Here is a 13798-nt window from a genome sequence, read left to right on the forward strand (position 1 = left end):
TCAGTACCCCCCGATCACGTCAAGCAGATCGAACCAGCGGCCCAGGGAGGGAAGACGCCCAAGGCAACAAAGAACACGCCGTGATAGAGGGCGGGGCACAACACCGCTGCCGCACACAGGCCAATCGGATTGCGCACGCCAAAGATGACAAGCGCCAAAGGCGCGGCCACAGCGGTGCTGAGCAAGTAACCCACGACTGAAATGGACCAGACATATGCGACAGACAAAAGCAAAAGTGCCAGAATGGCGGGCAGGTGCCGTCGGTCGGACAGTTGGGATGGCCTTGCGCCCCAAAGCTCTGCGACCCCCAACACCACCAGCGAAATGGACCCTGCCAACGGGAAAAATCGTGCCCCCAGCGTCCGTATTGATCCAGCCCGATGCCCATGCTTGTGACGGTGGCGCCGATCCCGATCAGGATCAGCGCCACGCCGACGGCACGCGAGGCGGGAGCGGCCTGCGTTGACACGTCTTAGCCCTGCGACTTCAGCGCATCGATCACCGGTTGGGTTTCTTCCTGCATCTGGCGCAGCCGTGCTTCGGTGTCCGCGCCGTTCAGGAACGCAGGCACGTTTCCGCGTTCCAGCATCAGGGCGGCGAATTGATCAGTTTCGGTGATTGCCTTCAATGCGGCTTCCATGCCGGTGATGATCTCGGCGTCTGTGCCCTTGGGTGCAAAGAAGACAATGGGCGAGGACACCGCGACATAGTCAAAGCCCAGCTCTGCCAAGGTCGGCACATCATCGCGCACCGCATCGCGTTCCGGGGCGGCCAGCGCGAGGACACGCAATTCGTTTTCAAAACCTGCGGCTTGCTGGATGCCGACAAAGGCGAAATCGACCTGCTCGCCAATCACGGCAGCGCGTGTGGGTCCGCCGCCCTTGAACGGCACATCCTGCGCTTCAAGATCATTACGGTTGAGGAAACTTTGCCCGGCGACCTGATGGAATCCACCGCGCCCGTTATGCGCCCAACGCAGCGATCCGGGGTTGGCCTTGGCCGCGTCGACCAGATCCTGCACCGACTGGAACGGGCTGTTGGCAGGCACGATGACTGCCGGTGTCAGGTTGCCGATCTGTGCGATGATTTCAAAGCTGTCGAACGGGTTCACATCCGTGTCACGCAACATCGAGGTCAGCAAGAACGACCCCGCCGATGTCACCATGACGGTGTTGCCGTCGGGCCGGGCGGCGGCAGCTTCGGTCGCACCGGTGATGCCGGAAGAACCGGGCTTGTTCACGATCACCAGCGGCACCGGCAGGATGCCATCCGCAGATGCCGCCGCTGCACGCGCCAGGGCGTCGGTGCCACCACCTGCCGAATAGGGCAAGATCGCATTGATCGGGCGGCGCGGGGCCCATTCGGCCAATGCCGGACCGGCGACCAGAACGGCAGAGGCTGACACGCCTGCCTTGATAAAATCACGTCTTTTCATGATGTCCTCCCACAGACGTCGGCACTGTATTTTTGCGCGCCGAAAATGTTGTTGCTGGACCCTAGCAAACAGCGCATCGTATAAAAAACGCAATTATCGCATCTATAATTCGAAAAATCAGAACCATGAACATCCGATCCCTGCGCATCTTTGTCTATGTCATGGAAGAGGGCACGCTTGCGCGTGCAGCCGAGCGCATGCATCTCAGCCAATCCGCGGCCAGCCGTCAGCTTGTCCTGCTGGAGCAGGAATTTGATGTCACACTGTTCAGCCGTGCGCAAAAGCGCCTGATACCAACGCCGGAAGCGGAAAAATTTTATCCCGAAGCGCTGAGCCTATTGGCGCAGATTGATGAGTTGCCGGGTGTGTTCGGCCAGATGCGCAAGGATGTGCGCCCGCCACTGCGGATCGTTTCACAGACCCGGATTGCAAATGGGCTGGTGCTGCCGTCGATTGCAGAATTCACCACCGCCCATCCCGACCAGCCCGTGAAGCTGGAGATCATGCTGCGCCGCGATCTTGCGCGCAGGATCATGCACCAGAAGTTTGATGTCTGCGTCTCCGCACTGCCTTTGCCCGTGGAAAAGCTTGAGCCGATCCCGCTGGGCGCTGCAACACTGTGCATCGCCGTGGCGCGCAATCATCCATTGGCCGCGCGACCGGTTCTTGGGCCGCGCGACCTTGGCAATGTGCCCTATATCGCCTTGGATGAAACGACCGTGCTGCGCCGCCTGATCGACCGCGAAGTTTTGGGCCTGCCGAAACCGGCATGTGAAGTGTCCGTGGGCAACGCAGCCTATCGGCTGGTGCATCAGGGCCTTGGGTTTGCGTTCGCTGATCCTGTGTCGCTTGACCCTGAATTGGCGGACGGCATTGCCCTTGTTCCATGGGAGCGGAAATTGACCATCGATTTCGGGTATTTCGTCGCCGGGCGAAAGGAAACAGAACACGCGTCTCATACGCTGGGGCGGATCTTGCAGCGGCAGTTCCGGTTGAAATCCGGGTAGACCGACCCCGTTATCGACCGCGTCATTGATGTTTGGCGATTTACGAATTCATTTCTTTGTTCTGTTGAAAAAAGTGTGAGTTTGTGGCTGTGCCGCCCCGTAGCGACATCCACAGGCTGTCAATGCGCCATGAGGACAGGGAAATCGGTTTGCTCGAACATCGACCGCGTCGTTCCGCCCAGAACGGTCTGTATCATGCGCGCATGGCCATAGGCGCCCAGAACGATCAGATCGGCACCCATTTCTTTGGCACGCTCAAGGATACAGTCCGCGATGGGGCGTCCTCCGCTGGGGAATTGTGACACTGTGACCGGGCATCCGTGATGGCTGAGCCACGCGGCAAGGTCCGCGCCGGGGTTTTGCCCGTTGCGATCCGGCGTCATGACAGGGTCGATGCATCCGATCACAACTTCGCTTGCCTCCCTGAGATACGGCAATGCGGCATGAACCGCGCCAGATGCGGCCTCGCTGCTGTCCCAGGCGACAAAGACGCGGCCTTTGGCCTCTGCATTGGCATTGATCTGGAAACCGATTGGGGAATGGAACAGGATGCCTGACACCGCTTCGCGCAAAAGCTCCGGAGTGTCGCGCAAGTTGTCGGCAAAGATCGCCTCATCACTGACACGGGCGCAGCGTGCGACATGATGCTTGGCATCGTTTATCGCCGTCAGTGTTCCCTGCACCTCTCCGGAGGCGTTGCTTTGTGCCAGCAGTTTCTCCACGCCATTCACGCGCGCTTTTTGGGTCTCGCGCGTCTGTGCCACCGTCTCTTGCCAGTTGTCGGGGATGTTCATGCCACCATAGGGCGGAACCCCGTAGGCATACATGGGCAGGGCCGGAGCGGCGTCCAGAAGCAGGCACCGCAGCCGATGGTCATCCCTGGCCGCCATGTCTGCCATCGCCGAGATGTCGGCATCTGATGTGTCGGTGTTCATTACGAAAAGAAGGGTGCGACAGTTCATATCAGCTCCGTTTTCAGATTGGCCCGGCATGCTGTCGGGACGATTTGGGCGAGACTGGCACAGGTCAACCGCCCAAAGACTGACAAAGATCAACCGGGCGCTGCCCCGATCATGCCACGTCTGGCACGCGGTTGTTTGCTGCGAATGAGGGTCGGATGGAATTCAAGGATTATTACGCAATTCTGGGTGTCGCGAAGGACGCCGATGCGAAGGCCATCAAGACTGCCTTTCGCAAGGCTGCGCGAAAGTATCATCCCGACATCAACGCAAGCGCGGAGGCCGAGGCCAAGTTCAAGGATGTGAATGAAGCGTTTGAGGTGCTGAAAGATCCCGAACGCCGTGCGGCATATGATCAACTCGGGCAAGAGGCCAAGGCCCGACAAGGGCAGTACCAGCCACCGCCCGGTTGGGATCAGGGCTATTCCTTTTCCGACAGTGACGGGCAGGGCCGGGAAGCGTTCAGCGATTTCTTTGAAACACTGTTCCGACGCGGCGCGGGCCCCGGCGAAGGTATGGGGCGGGCCTATGCCGAAGACAGCCACGCGCGTCTCGAAATCTCTATTGAGGATGCGTATCGAGGTGCCGAAAAACAACTGAATTTGCGCGTGCCTGTCCTTGGCCCGGATGGGCAGGTCACCTTGCAAGAGCGTGTCATTTCTGTGCGCGTGCCCAAGGGCATCAGTGCCGGACAGCACATCAGATTGGCCGGGCAGGGCGGGCCTTCCGGTGCGGGTGATTTGTTCCTGGAGGTCAGTTTTGCCGCGCACCCGGTATTCCGGCCGGATGGCAAGGATTTGCACCTCGACCTGCCCATAGCGCCTTGGGAGGCTGCCTTGGGCGGCCACGTGGTTATGCCGACCCCGGACGGAAAAGTTGATCTGCGCATACCCCGGAACGCGCGGTCCGGGCAGAAAATGCGCCTGCGCGGCAAGGGCCTGCCCGGCCATCCCGCAGGCGACATCTACGCCACCCTCAAAATCATCAACCCAAAGGTGGAGACAGAAGAGGCACGCGCGTTTTTTGAGCGTATGGCCAAAGAGATGCCCTTCGATCCGCGTGCTCAATTAGGAGGCTGAACCATGAAGAAAACACGGACGCGAAGCGACATTGTAGATGCACTATCGCTGCGGGATTTATGCCGGTTCTGCGAGGCGGACGAAGCGTGGGTGGTCGAACTGGTGGATCACGGGGTGCTGACCCCTGTCGGCAGTCAACGCACGCACTGGCAATTCACCGGCATGAACATTGTGCGGGCCAAAAAGGCGCGGCGATTGAACCGCGATCTGGGGATCAACACTGCCGGAGTGGCGCTGGCGCTTGAGTTGCTGGAGGAGCGTGACGCGATGCGTCGCCGGTTGGCGAGGTTTGAGGCCCAAAGCTGATGGGTATGACCCTTGGCGTGGGTTTCACCTGTTAAAACCTACGGCGTGCCTAACTGTCTTTAGCTGTCTCACTGACCCGTGTGCCCGTCGTACCTTGGACGAGGGCCATGCAGTCAGCCAGCCGTCCGATCGCTGCGAACCGCCCACCGGAGCGTGCGAAATTGCAGGCGGCCTCGACCTTTGGTCCCATGGACCCGGCGGGAAATGACTTGGTGGTAAGCTCATCCGGGGTCGCGTGGCGTATCAGGGATTGTTCGGGTGTTCCCCAATCATCGAAAACGCCTTCGACATCCGTCAGCATCAGAAACGCATCTGCGTTCAACGCATGTGCCAGAAATCCGCTTGCGTGATCCTTGTCGATCACCGCTTCGACCCCGATCATGGTGCCATCCGGTTTTTGAACAACCGGGATGCCACCGCCGCCTGCGCAAATGACAATCACATTCTGGTCGAGCAACAGATTGATAACATCCAGTTCGAGGATACGTTTTGGGCGCGGCGACGGCACTGTGCGGCGAAAATGCGCGCCGTCTTGCCCAATGGTCCAGCCGCGTTCCGCGCTGAGCTTGGCCGCGTCCGCCTCGGTGTAAACGGGGCCGATGAACTTGGTCGGGGCCAGAAATGCGGGATCGTCTGCGTCTACCTCGATCTGGGTCAGCAGCGTCGCGTAATGCGCATCCGGCGCGTAGGCGTTGTCCAGTTCCTGTTGCAGCACATATCCGATCATCCCGTCGGTTTCCGCGCCCAGAACGTCCAGCGGGAAAGGGCCGCTTTGCAGCGCCAGATAACCGACCTGAGGACCGTTGCCATGCGTGATCACCACTTCATGCCCCGCCTCCAGCAGATGTGCGAGGGATTGGGCCGCGATGCGAATGCTGGCGCGCTGGCCTTCGGCAGTGAGTGTCTCACCCCGTTTTGAAAGGGCATTTCCGCCCAAGGCGACGACAATACGCATTCAGGCCTCCGATGTTGTGAGCGAAACGGCCAGTGGGGAATGCGTGGCATCCCGCCCTTGCTTGGAGGCTGTCATCAGCTCACGGGTTCGAAGGGTAGCGTCCATTGGATATTCCTGCTTTGCGAATTGCGTTCACGCAACGAGCATCAGGTGAAACAACAGCGCCGCGATTGAGATTGGTCAATCACAGCCCGGAATGGCCTCACTTTTTCAAACGATGCTTGTACTTCCGGTACAGGCGCTGGTTCAACTGGATGAACTGGGACAGGCCGCGGCCAAGCAGGCCGGAATAGCTTTGACGCTGATAGAAATAGCCTGTGATGCTCGCCATCAGACCCCCAAGTGCGTTGACGATAAGATCGCCCATTGTATCGTCCAGTCCCGACTTTTGCATGTTTAATCCAAAGGTCTGGTCCATGGCGAATTCAAAGATCTCCCATGTCGCACCGACTGTCATCGCAACGCAAAAGCTCATGAATGCGATGGCAGACGGGGGTGCGGCAAACCGATCGCCCTCAAACAGCATGAAGACAAACAGAAATCCGGTCAGGCCAAATCCAATCGCTGAAAGCCCGTGCAGCGCCACATCCCACCACCAGACACGTTCATAAAAATCAAAGGCTTCGCCCAGAAAGATCGACGCGAAAAAGAACAGCGTTGTGAACAGCAAAAAAGGCAAGGGGAGGGTCAGTGACCAGCGCGCCGCCAGAAGTGGCGGCACCAAGGACAGGCCGAGAGTGGCGATGCTGACAAATGCAAGGGACCACCGCGTCAGGCCAAGGGCGATGAGGCCCGTCAGCAAGAGCATCGCCCATATCACCAGCATAGTGCCGCTGCTGTCTTTGATCAGTTTCATCGCGAATTCTGTGCCTTTGCGTTCATATCCCGCGCCGTTGACCCTATATAGCAATGATGGAAGGCCAACTCATACGTATCGCGAGCTACAATATCCGAAAGGCCCGCGGGCTTGACCAAAAACGCAATCCCGAACGGGTTCTGGATGTGATCAATGGCCTAGGGGCTGATGTCGTTGTTCTGCAAGAGGCAGATCGGCGATTGGGGCAGCGGCCAACTGTCTTGCCGCGCGATATGATTGCCAAGGAAACCGATTTCAAGTTGGTCGATGTGTCAAAGAACGGCCCCGGCATCGGTTGGCACGGCAACGCCGTTCTGGTGCGCAAAGAGCTGGCAGTGGACAATGTTGAAACGCTGGAACTGCCGGGTTTGGAGCCTCGTGGCGCAATCCGCCTGACCTTGTCCGTCGGCGAGGGGATGACCCTTGTGGCCACCCATCTGGGTCTGCGGCGTCGGGACCGGCGTGCGCAATTGCGCACCCTTAACGAGACGACCAGTCTGGATCGACACTGCGTCATTGCGGGTGATTTCAACGAATGGTCGCGCACGCGTGGCTTTGAGCCGCTGGAGGGCAGGTTCGAGACCCACAGCCCGGGCCGATCCTTTCATTCCAGACGCCCCGTTGCGGCACTGGACCGTTTTGCAGTGACCCAAGACATTGCGCTGCAAGGTGCAGGCGTCGAAGAAGGGCCGCTTGCCAAGGTTGCATCGGACCATCTGCCAATATGGTCCGACATTCATGTGCCTGCCGCTACTTGCTGAACAAGACAGGGGTTTTCTGGTCTTTCAGCAGTGCGTAAGTTGTCGCGCCAATCACAAAGTCATAGGCCTTTGAATGCCCAAAAGCGCCCGTGACGACCAGATCAGCGCCCTTTTCGAACGCCACCGTGCTCAACACGTCTGCGATGCTGTCGCCTGCGGGGTCCCGGTGCTCAAGCGTGGGCTTGAGGCCATGGCGGGCAAACATCTCTGTCATATCCAGGGCGTCCGTATCCTTGAGCGCATCTTTGACACCCGCCGCGACGCGCAGGACGGTCAATTCCGCGCCCGGGTCGGCCAGAGCGATCAAATCATGTGCTGCGCGCGCCGCTTCGCGGGTATCACTCCAGCCTAAGACGATGTTCTGGCCCAGTTCGGGACCATCGCAGTTCAGGGGTACGATGATCACAGGCCGACCGCTTTCGCGGATCACGCGGGTTTGCGCATGACGCTGGTCAAACCGATCACTGTTTTTGTCCTCGTGCGCCATTATGACCAGATCAGCAGCCCGCGCGCTTTCTATCATCCGCTCGACGGCGGACTGCGCTTCGGCGCGGACAAGGCGGAACTCGCTCACAAAGTCTTCGTTTTCCGTCAGGCGAGTGAAAATTGCCTTGATCGCCTCGGATTCTTCTTTCTGGCTTTCGTTGAACGCGGCAAATGCAGGTTCCGGGATGTGCATGGCGATCCCGGGATACACCAGCAATGCCTCGACAGTGTGCAATCCGATCAGGTGAGCACCATGTTTTCGGGCCAAAGGAACTGCGACTTTCAGCAGTGTTTCGGCATGCTCCGGTGTCGTCAGGCAGACCAGAATTGTTTTTGGTCTCATGGTGTCGCTCCTCTTTGGTGATCTTGGACCTGCAAAGGGTCCGGGGCAGGGCGCAAATTGCGCCCTGCGATGTTCAGGTTTTCTTGATGTCGATCTTTTGGACCGCCGCCTTGGCCGCGGCGGGTTTGGCGATGTGCAGTTTGAGAATGCCGTCAGCAAATTCGGCATCAACGGTGCCTTCCTCGGGGGTGAAGCCCAGCGGAATCTGGCGACGGAAACTGCCATAGCGGCGTTCAACAAGGTGAAAGCTGTCCTGCTCTGACTCATGCTCGGCGCTTTTCTCGCCTTTGAGGATCAGCGTCTGGCCTGAGACGCTCACCTCAAGGTCTTCTTCCTTGACGCCGGGAACCTCTGCGCTGATGCCGAACCCATCATCAGTTTCGACGACATCAATGGCGGGAAAGGCTGTTTCGGAAGACGCCTGCCGCGCGTCATCATCGAGCATCGGAAAACCGGATCTGAACTGATCCAAAAGCCTGTTCATCTCCTTCTGGAAGGACGGAAAAAACGCATGGCTCATCGCATCTTCGCGCGACTGGGGCAGGGATGGGCGTGACATTTCAAGTCTCCTTTCAAGATGCCTGACACCGTTCGTGTCCCCTCCAAATTACCAATCTGATCGAACCTGCGATTGATCCCCGTCAATCGGTACGGCCCGCGATCTCGTAACCTGAGGCAACTCAAATTGCTGCAAGGAGCATTGCGATGTTCAAGGTTTCACGGGCTGTTATCTTTGCCGTCATTGTCGGTCTGGCTGGTGGAGCGTCGGCTGATTCCACTTCGGTGACGCATGGTGGCGACACATATGTCGCGGGCCAGCAGGTCAATGAGGCGGTCAGTTCAAATGGGGACACTTTTGTTGCCGGGCGCACGATAGATGCGCGCGGGACCACGGCGGGTGATCTGCATGTGTCCGGGTTTGACCTTTCGATCAGCACGGACACTGCGCAGGACCTTTATGCGGCGGGCGCGACCGTCGTCGCACGCGGTGCTGTCGGCGAAGACCTGACGGCCGCCGGGTTTTCGGTGCGGACCGAAAAGGCGTCGGTCACCGACGGCAACGTGCGGATTTTCGCAAATTCCGTCACGATAGAAGGCCCGGTTGAAGGGGCCTTGATGGTGACGGGGCGTGACGTGATCCTGAATGCCCCGATCAGTGGGGATGCCCGCATTGTCGCGCAAACGCTGACCTTTGGCCCTGATGCGGTGGTCAATGGCACGATCACCTATTCCACCAAGGAAAAAGTGGCCGTGCCCGAACGCGTGGCGCTTGAAGAACGGGTGACCTTCGTTGCGCATTCCGGTCGGCGTGTGTGGGACGAATGGGACAAGATTGGAAAAGAGATACCGATTTTGCCGACATTTGCGTCGATGGCGTTCAGCTTTGTGATTTCGCTGCTGTTCTTCCTTGTGCTGGGGGCACTGATGCTGGCCTTCATGCCCAAACGGCTTGCCCGGCTGCGCCGTGGCATCGCCGCCGCGCCCGGTCAGACAATCCTTTTGGGTGTCATCGGTCTGTCAATTCTGTTTGGCATGCTGCCGATCATTGCGCTGACCATCGTGGGGTTGCCGTTTGTACCCATCGTGGTCCTCGCCCTTATCGTGGTGTGGACGTTTGGATACGCCTTGGGCGCATACGGTGTCGCAATGCGCATCTGGTCAGGATTTGGCGGTGCGGATGATCCAAGCACAGCGGCCCGCCTGCTGGTGTTTGCAGCGGCCATCATCGGTGTGGCGCTGCTGAACTTCATTCCCTTTGTCGGGTGGGTTGCGAATTACACGTTGGTTCTGCTGGGGGTCGGCGCGATGACCCGGGCATTTTTCCACTGGATCATCGGGAATCCTGACGTCGCATTCGACGTCGACATGAAACCTATCCAAGACTGAACGCGGAAGGGAAAAGACAATGTCAGCGCAAGGATTGGAAGTGATCGATCATAGCGTGCATCTGGCGCATGAATGGATCAAAGAACTGGCAGGACGATTGGACTGGTCGTCAAAACGCAGCACCTTGCGGCTTTTGCGCGTCACGCTGCACCATGTCCGCGATCATCTGCTGATCGACGAACTGGCACAGCTCTCGGCTCAAATGCCGGTGCTGATCCGCGGGTTCCTGTTTGAGGGATGGGTGCCGAAAAACACCCCGATCAAAGAAAGACACGCCGCAGAGTTCATCGCCTTTGTCGACAGTCAAATGGCGGATTGCGAGGAATATCGTGGGCGCGAAGACATTAAATCCGTGTTTGATCTGCTGAACGCGCGTGTGAGCGCCGGAGAGGTCGAAGACATACGTGCCAGCCTGCCCGAAGAACTGCGCGGGCTTTGGAGCGCGCCGTAAACCGGAAAAGGGGCCACAGCTTCGACAGCGTGGCCCCTTGATTGCAGCGGTGATGCGGGATCAGTCCTGGTCGCCCACGGACAAGCTCAGCAAAGCCGCCGGTTTCTGAACGATGATCGTATGCGTGTTGTCGATGGCGATGATCGCGGCCTTGCGCAACTGGGTAAATGTCCGGCTGACAGTCTCGGTTGTCAGGCCAAGGAAATCGGCGATGTCTGACCGACTCATCGGCAAGGTGACCTGTCGAAATGCCCCAAGGTCTTCGCCCACACGTTCCGTCAGCACACACAGGAACGAAGCCAGTTTTTCAGTGGCAGATTTTCGCCCAAGCATCATGAAGTGATCCTGCATGGCGCTGATTTCGCGCAGCGCGGCCTGCAACAGTGCGGCATGCAGGGCCGGATCGCCTTCGCCGTTTTCCAGATGTGCCAGGCGGAACGGTTGCAACCGGGTATCCGTAAGGGTTTCGCAATCCGTGTGGTGCAGGCCATCCGCAGGAAACCCAATGATATCGCCGGGATAGCCGAAGGCGATAACCTGTCTGCGACCATCCGCCAACATGCGTGTCAATCGAACAACGCCACTCGTGACCTGGTACAACCACTCGACCTCGTCCCCTTCAAAAAAGAGAAACTGACCGGGTTTCAGCCGCGTCTCGGCGATTTTGCATGAGGCACCGATCAGAAAACCCGGCGCACCTTCGCGCATTTCTGGATTTGGAATTGTGACGTACATAGTGCGAGCCCCCATTATGATTGGGGGCAACTTGAACGGGATATGTAATCTGACGTATGGTTGGACGTCTGCGTTTTGTATCAAATTGTAATCGCCGCAGCCGGTCTTTGAGGCCATGCCTCAGTCCAGCGTGTATCGATCAAAAAAGCGCATGAGGGAAAAAGGGCCGCATGACGGACCAGACCATTCTTGTTGTCGATGACGATCCAAAGATCAGAACGCTGCTGCGCAATGTTCTTGAGGATGATGGATTCGCCGTGCATGCAGCGGAAACCCGTTCCGAAGTTCTGGCGGCGTTGTCGACGCAAAGCATTGATCTGATCACGCTGGACATCAATCTGGCAAAAGACAACGGCGTGGATCTTGCCCGCGAGATACGTCAAAACTCGCAAGTGTCGATCATTATGGTCACGGGAAAAGATGATGTGATCGACCGGGTGGTGGGGCTTGAGGTCGGGGCCGACGACTACATAACCAAGCCGTTCCACCTGCGCGAAGTACTGGCGCGCGTTCGGACTGTGTTGCGCCGCTCAAGCGGTGCCCGCGTGCATCAGCATGTCTCGACAGTTGCGGCGCCGCCCGGTACGGAAGACAGCCCGAGATACAGCTTTGATGGTATGATCGCGACGCCGAACCGGTTGGAGCTGCTGGATCGGACTGGAGCCGATTGTGCCCTGACCAGCGGCGATTTCAAGCTGCTGTCCGTCTTTCTTGAACGCCCCAAACATGTGCTGTCGCGCGATCAGCTCATGGATTTGACAGGGGAATTGAGTGGAGCCCGCTGGATCGCACCATCGACAATCAGGTTGCGCGTCTGCGCAAAAAGATCGAGCGCGATCCATCGAACCCGAAACTGATCAAGACCGTGCGCGGCATCGGCTACATGCTCGCATGCGATGTAAAGCGGTGTCAGCCGTCCGCATCGCCCGCCAAAAGTGCATGAAGCCGCTGAGCGAGGTCGGACTGTCGATAGGGTTTGTGCAGGATGTCCTGCGGTGCGCCGTTGGCCATCGCTTTCGTCACCACATCGCTGGCATAGCCCGATGTCAGCAACACCTTCAGGTTTGGAAATTCCTGCGAGATTTTTGCAGCGAGATCATAACCATTCAGAGTTCCCGGCATCACCAGGTCGGAAAAGACCAGATCGACCTCGACCCCGTCTTTGAGCATTCGATATGCCTGATCCGCACTCTCCGCTTCCAGCGTGTTGAAGCCGAGGTCGCGGATACGTTCAATCGAAAGGTGGCGTACTCTGGCATTGTCCTCGACGACAAGAACTGTTTCACCGCGCCCCCTTGGAGTAATGCCGCTGCTGGCATGTCCTGACAGCGCCAGATCGGCGCTGCGCAGGTGTCTTACGGCCGGAAAGTAGAGACCAAAACTGGTTCCATGACCCAACTCGCTGTAAAGGGTCACGTGGCCACCCGATTGCCGCACGAAACCGTAGACCATCGCAAGGCCAAGACCCGTGCCGCCGCTTTTCGATTTTGTGGTGAAAAAGGGTTCGAACGCGCGCCTTTGCGCCTCCATGCTCATCCCTGCACCGTCGTCACTGACCGACAGGCGCACATAGTCACCCGGTTCCATATCGGTTTCCTGAGCCATGTAGCTGTCGTCGATCGTCACGTTCGTGATGGAAAACAACAGCTCCCCCCGGTTCCCATCGCATCGCGTGCGTTCAGTGCAAGGTTCATCAACGTGGATTGCAATTGCACCGGATCAACCATCACCGGGTCCACCTCTGCTGCGAAATCAGTCTTGATCCTGAAGGGGGAGCCCAGCGTTCGTTTCAGAAGTTTCAGTGTTTCGGAACACAACAACCGCAAGTCGGATATCACGGGCTTGAGGTCGCTGCGCCGGGCAAACACCATCAGGCGCGTGGTCAATTCCGCGCCCAATTCCGCAGATTCAAGCGCATCCTTGATCAAAGGCAGTTGGCGGGGTCCGGCGCCGCGCATTTCAAGCAATTCCAGGTTGCCCGTGATGATGGTCAGCAGGTTGTTGAAATCATGCGCGATGCCCCCTGTCATCTGCCCGATCGCATCCAGCCTTTGTGACCGGGCCAGGGCGGCCTCTGTTGCCTTGCGGTGGGTCAGATCGTGCAGAATGGCGACGAACAGCTTTTGGCCAGCAGCCGCGGCTTTGCCCACCGAGATGTGCATCGGGAAAACGGTGCCGTCTTTGCGCTTTCCTTCAACATCGCGACCCAGCCCGATAATCCGCGTCTCACCGGTTTTCACGTGATGCGCCATAAACCCGTCATGCAACGCGGCCAACGCGTCCGGCATCAGCATGTTGACGCTTTGTCCAAGCAGCTCTTGCGCAGAAAACTGGAACATCTCTGCAGCGGCGGCATTCACTTGCAGAACGTGACCGGTCTGATCTGAAACGATAATCGCATCGACTGCCGCCTCCATGATGGCGGTCAGAATGGCGCTGTCCTCAGGCGAGTCGGTCATGGTCACTCCCTCTTTTGGTAACCTGCCAAGCGGTGCGCGGAACGTGCAAGCCTCAATTGATTTGCATCAACGGGTGAGG

General features: G+C 58.4%; 18 protein-coding genes. 8 read left to right on the forward strand and 10 right to left on the reverse strand.

Translation table 11 applies throughout. The features are described from left to right. Positions 1 to 14: 14 nt before the first annotated feature. Both ACERZ8_RS14875 and ACERZ8_RS14880 read right to left on the reverse strand, forming a co-directional pair. On the reverse strand, positions 15 to 338 hold the full coding sequence (locus tag ACERZ8_RS14875; protein WP_407592935.1) for a tripartite tricarboxylate transporter TctB family protein: 324 nt from the start codon (positions 336 to 338) through the stop codon (positions 15 to 17). 134 nt (positions 339 to 472) lie between these two features. Then, a complete protein-coding gene (locus ACERZ8_RS14880) occupies positions 473 to 1435 on the reverse strand; it encodes a Bug family tripartite tricarboxylate transporter substrate binding protein (protein WP_407592937.1) in 963 nt (320 codons plus the stop codon). A gap of 125 nt (positions 1436 to 1560) precedes the next feature. Between ACERZ8_RS14880 and ACERZ8_RS14885 the strand changes: the two genes are divergently transcribed. Further along, entirely contained in the window at positions 1561 to 2442 is an 882-nt protein-coding gene (locus tag ACERZ8_RS14885) for a LysR family transcriptional regulator (protein ID WP_407592938.1), read from the forward strand. 119 nt (positions 2443 to 2561) lie between these two features. On the opposite strand, the gene ACERZ8_RS14890 is transcribed toward ACERZ8_RS14885, so the two are convergent. Continuing rightward, complete coding sequence (locus tag ACERZ8_RS14890) at positions 2562 to 3377, reverse strand: universal stress protein (RefSeq protein WP_407592939.1); 816 nt, start codon at positions 3375 to 3377, stop codon at positions 2562 to 2564. 182 nt (positions 3378 to 3559) lie between these two features. Here ACERZ8_RS14890 and ACERZ8_RS14895 point away from each other — a divergent pair, with 182 nt between their 5' ends. Together ACERZ8_RS14895 and ACERZ8_RS14900 are read left to right on the forward strand one after the other, a co-directional pair. Next, positions 3560 to 4480 (forward strand): DnaJ C-terminal domain-containing protein, encoded by a 921-nt coding sequence (locus tag ACERZ8_RS14895; protein ID WP_407592940.1) that lies wholly within the window; start codon positions 3560 to 3562, stop codon positions 4478 to 4480. A gap of 3 nt (positions 4481 to 4483) precedes the next feature. Next, complete coding sequence (locus ACERZ8_RS14900; RefSeq protein WP_407592941.1) at positions 4484 to 4786, forward strand: chaperone modulator CbpM; 303 nt, start codon at positions 4484 to 4486, stop codon at positions 4784 to 4786. A 49-nt stretch (positions 4787 to 4835) separates the two neighbouring features. Here ACERZ8_RS14900 and arcC read toward each other — a convergent pair whose 3' ends face one another. Both arcC and ACERZ8_RS14910 read right to left on the reverse strand, forming a co-directional pair. After that, the gene (gene arcC / locus ACERZ8_RS14905) at positions 4836 to 5741 is read right to left on the reverse strand and encodes a carbamate kinase (protein WP_407592942.1); all 906 of its coding nucleotides are present in this window, start codon (positions 5739 to 5741) and stop codon (positions 4836 to 4838) included. A 202-nt stretch (positions 5742 to 5943) separates the two neighbouring features. Beyond that, a complete protein-coding gene (locus tag ACERZ8_RS14910; RefSeq protein ID WP_407592943.1) occupies positions 5944 to 6597 on the reverse strand; it encodes a hypothetical protein in 654 nt (217 codons plus the stop codon). A gap of 53 nt (positions 6598 to 6650) precedes the next feature. Here ACERZ8_RS14910 and ACERZ8_RS14915 point away from each other — a divergent pair, with 53 nt between their 5' ends. Next, positions 6651 to 7358: an endonuclease/exonuclease/phosphatase family protein gene (locus ACERZ8_RS14915; RefSeq protein ID WP_407592944.1), complete on the forward strand. Its 708-nt coding sequence runs from the start codon at positions 6651 to 6653 to the stop codon at positions 7356 to 7358. Here the strand turns inward: ACERZ8_RS14915 and ACERZ8_RS14920 are convergent. Both ACERZ8_RS14920 and ACERZ8_RS14925 read right to left on the reverse strand, forming a co-directional pair. Further along, positions 7348 to 8187: a universal stress protein gene (locus tag ACERZ8_RS14920; protein WP_407592945.1), complete on the reverse strand. Its 840-nt coding sequence runs from the start codon at positions 8185 to 8187 to the stop codon at positions 7348 to 7350. The two genes, ACERZ8_RS14915 and ACERZ8_RS14920, sit on opposite strands and share 11 nt — an antisense overlap. A gap of 73 nt (positions 8188 to 8260) precedes the next feature. Continuing rightward, complete coding sequence (locus ACERZ8_RS14925; protein WP_407592946.1) at positions 8261 to 8746, reverse strand: Hsp20/alpha crystallin family protein; 486 nt, start codon at positions 8744 to 8746, stop codon at positions 8261 to 8263. A 146-nt stretch (positions 8747 to 8892) separates the two neighbouring features. On the opposite strand from ACERZ8_RS14925, the gene ACERZ8_RS14930 reads away from it, so the two are divergent. Both ACERZ8_RS14930 and ACERZ8_RS14935 read left to right on the forward strand, forming a co-directional pair. Continuing rightward, positions 8893 to 10074: a bactofilin family protein gene (locus ACERZ8_RS14930; RefSeq protein ID WP_407592947.1), complete on the forward strand. Its 1182-nt coding sequence runs from the start codon at positions 8893 to 8895 to the stop codon at positions 10072 to 10074. Positions 10075 to 10093: 19 nt separating this feature from the next. Beyond that, positions 10094 to 10525, forward strand: coding sequence for a DUF2267 domain-containing protein (locus ACERZ8_RS14935; RefSeq protein WP_407592948.1), 432 nt, complete (start codon positions 10094 to 10096; stop codon positions 10523 to 10525). A gap of 60 nt (positions 10526 to 10585) precedes the next feature. Here ACERZ8_RS14935 and ACERZ8_RS14940 read toward each other — a convergent pair whose 3' ends face one another. Beyond that, positions 10586 to 11260, reverse strand: a complete 675-nt coding sequence (locus tag ACERZ8_RS14940; RefSeq protein WP_407592949.1) for a helix-turn-helix domain-containing protein — start codon at positions 11258 to 11260, stop codon at positions 10586 to 10588. Between the two features lie 170 nt (positions 11261 to 11430). Between ACERZ8_RS14940 and ACERZ8_RS14945 the strand changes: the two genes are divergently transcribed. Continuing rightward, positions 11431 to 12117: a response regulator transcription factor gene (locus ACERZ8_RS14945; protein ID WP_407592950.1), complete on the forward strand. Its 687-nt coding sequence runs from the start codon at positions 11431 to 11433 to the stop codon at positions 12115 to 12117. Continuing rightward, complete coding sequence (locus ACERZ8_RS14950) at positions 12087 to 12203, forward strand: hypothetical protein (RefSeq protein WP_407594284.1); 117 nt, start codon at positions 12087 to 12089, stop codon at positions 12201 to 12203. Before ACERZ8_RS14945 ends, ACERZ8_RS14950 begins: the two co-directional genes overlap by 31 nt. On the opposite strand, the gene ACERZ8_RS14955 is transcribed toward ACERZ8_RS14950, so the two are convergent. Next, positions 12170 to 12886 (reverse strand): response regulator, encoded by a 717-nt coding sequence (locus tag ACERZ8_RS14955; RefSeq protein WP_407592951.1) that lies wholly within the window; start codon positions 12884 to 12886, stop codon positions 12170 to 12172. The two genes, ACERZ8_RS14950 and ACERZ8_RS14955, sit on opposite strands and share 34 nt — an antisense overlap. After that, a complete protein-coding gene (locus tag ACERZ8_RS14960) occupies positions 12883 to 13719 on the reverse strand; it encodes a two-component system sensor histidine kinase NtrB (protein ID WP_407592952.1) in 837 nt (278 codons plus the stop codon). The genes ACERZ8_RS14955 and ACERZ8_RS14960 overlap by 4 nt, the downstream gene beginning before the upstream one ends. Positions 13720 to 13798 lie beyond the last annotated feature (79 nt).

Source organism: Tateyamaria armeniaca (assembly GCF_045797845.1).
In the GTDB taxonomy this organism is placed as follows: domain Bacteria; phylum Pseudomonadota; class Alphaproteobacteria; order Rhodobacterales; family Rhodobacteraceae; genus Tateyamaria; species Tateyamaria armeniaca.

Bases quoted from the DNA above. Each gene is read 5' to 3' on its own strand.
- ACERZ8_RS14880 (WP_407592937.1), bottom strand. From the start codon at position 1,435: ATGAAAAGACGTGATTTTATCAAGGCAGGCGTGTCAGCCTCTGCCGTT.
- ACERZ8_RS14885 (WP_407592938.1), top strand. From the start codon at position 1,561: ATGAACATCCGATCCCTGCGCATCTTTGTCTATGTCATGGAAGAGGGC.
- ACERZ8_RS14890 (WP_407592939.1), bottom strand. From the start codon at position 3,377: ATGAACACCGACACATCAGATGCCGACATCTCGGCGATGGCAGACATG.
- ACERZ8_RS14895 (WP_407592940.1), top strand. From the start codon at position 3,560: ATGGAATTCAAGGATTATTACGCAATTCTGGGTGTCGCGAAGGACGCC.
- ACERZ8_RS14900 (WP_407592941.1), top strand. From the start codon at position 4,484: ATGAAGAAAACACGGACGCGAAGCGACATTGTAGATGCACTATCGCTG.
- arcC (WP_407592942.1), bottom strand. From the start codon at position 5,741: ATGCGTATTGTCGTCGCCTTGGGCGGAAATGCCCTTTCAAAACGGGGT.
- ACERZ8_RS14910 (WP_407592943.1), bottom strand. From the start codon at position 6,597: ATGAAACTGATCAAAGACAGCAGCGGCACTATGCTGGTGATATGGGCG.
- ACERZ8_RS14915 (WP_407592944.1), top strand. From the start codon at position 6,651: ATGATGGAAGGCCAACTCATACGTATCGCGAGCTACAATATCCGAAAG.
- ACERZ8_RS14920 (WP_407592945.1), bottom strand. From the start codon at position 8,187: ATGAGACCAAAAACAATTCTGGTCTGCCTGACGACACCGGAGCATGCC.
- ACERZ8_RS14925 (WP_407592946.1), bottom strand. From the start codon at position 8,746: ATGTCACGCCCATCCCTGCCCCAGTCGCGCGAAGATGCGATGAGCCAT.
- ACERZ8_RS14930 (WP_407592947.1), top strand. From the start codon at position 8,893: ATGTTCAAGGTTTCACGGGCTGTTATCTTTGCCGTCATTGTCGGTCTG.
- ACERZ8_RS14935 (WP_407592948.1), top strand. From the start codon at position 10,094: ATGTCAGCGCAAGGATTGGAAGTGATCGATCATAGCGTGCATCTGGCG.
- ACERZ8_RS14940 (WP_407592949.1), bottom strand. From the start codon at position 11,260: ATGTACGTCACAATTCCAAATCCAGAAATGCGCGAAGGTGCGCCGGGT.
- ACERZ8_RS14945 (WP_407592950.1), top strand. From the start codon at position 11,431: ATGACGGACCAGACCATTCTTGTTGTCGATGACGATCCAAAGATCAGA.
- ACERZ8_RS14960 (WP_407592952.1), bottom strand. From the start codon at position 13,719: ATGACCGACTCGCCTGAGGACAGCGCCATTCTGACCGCCATCATGGAG.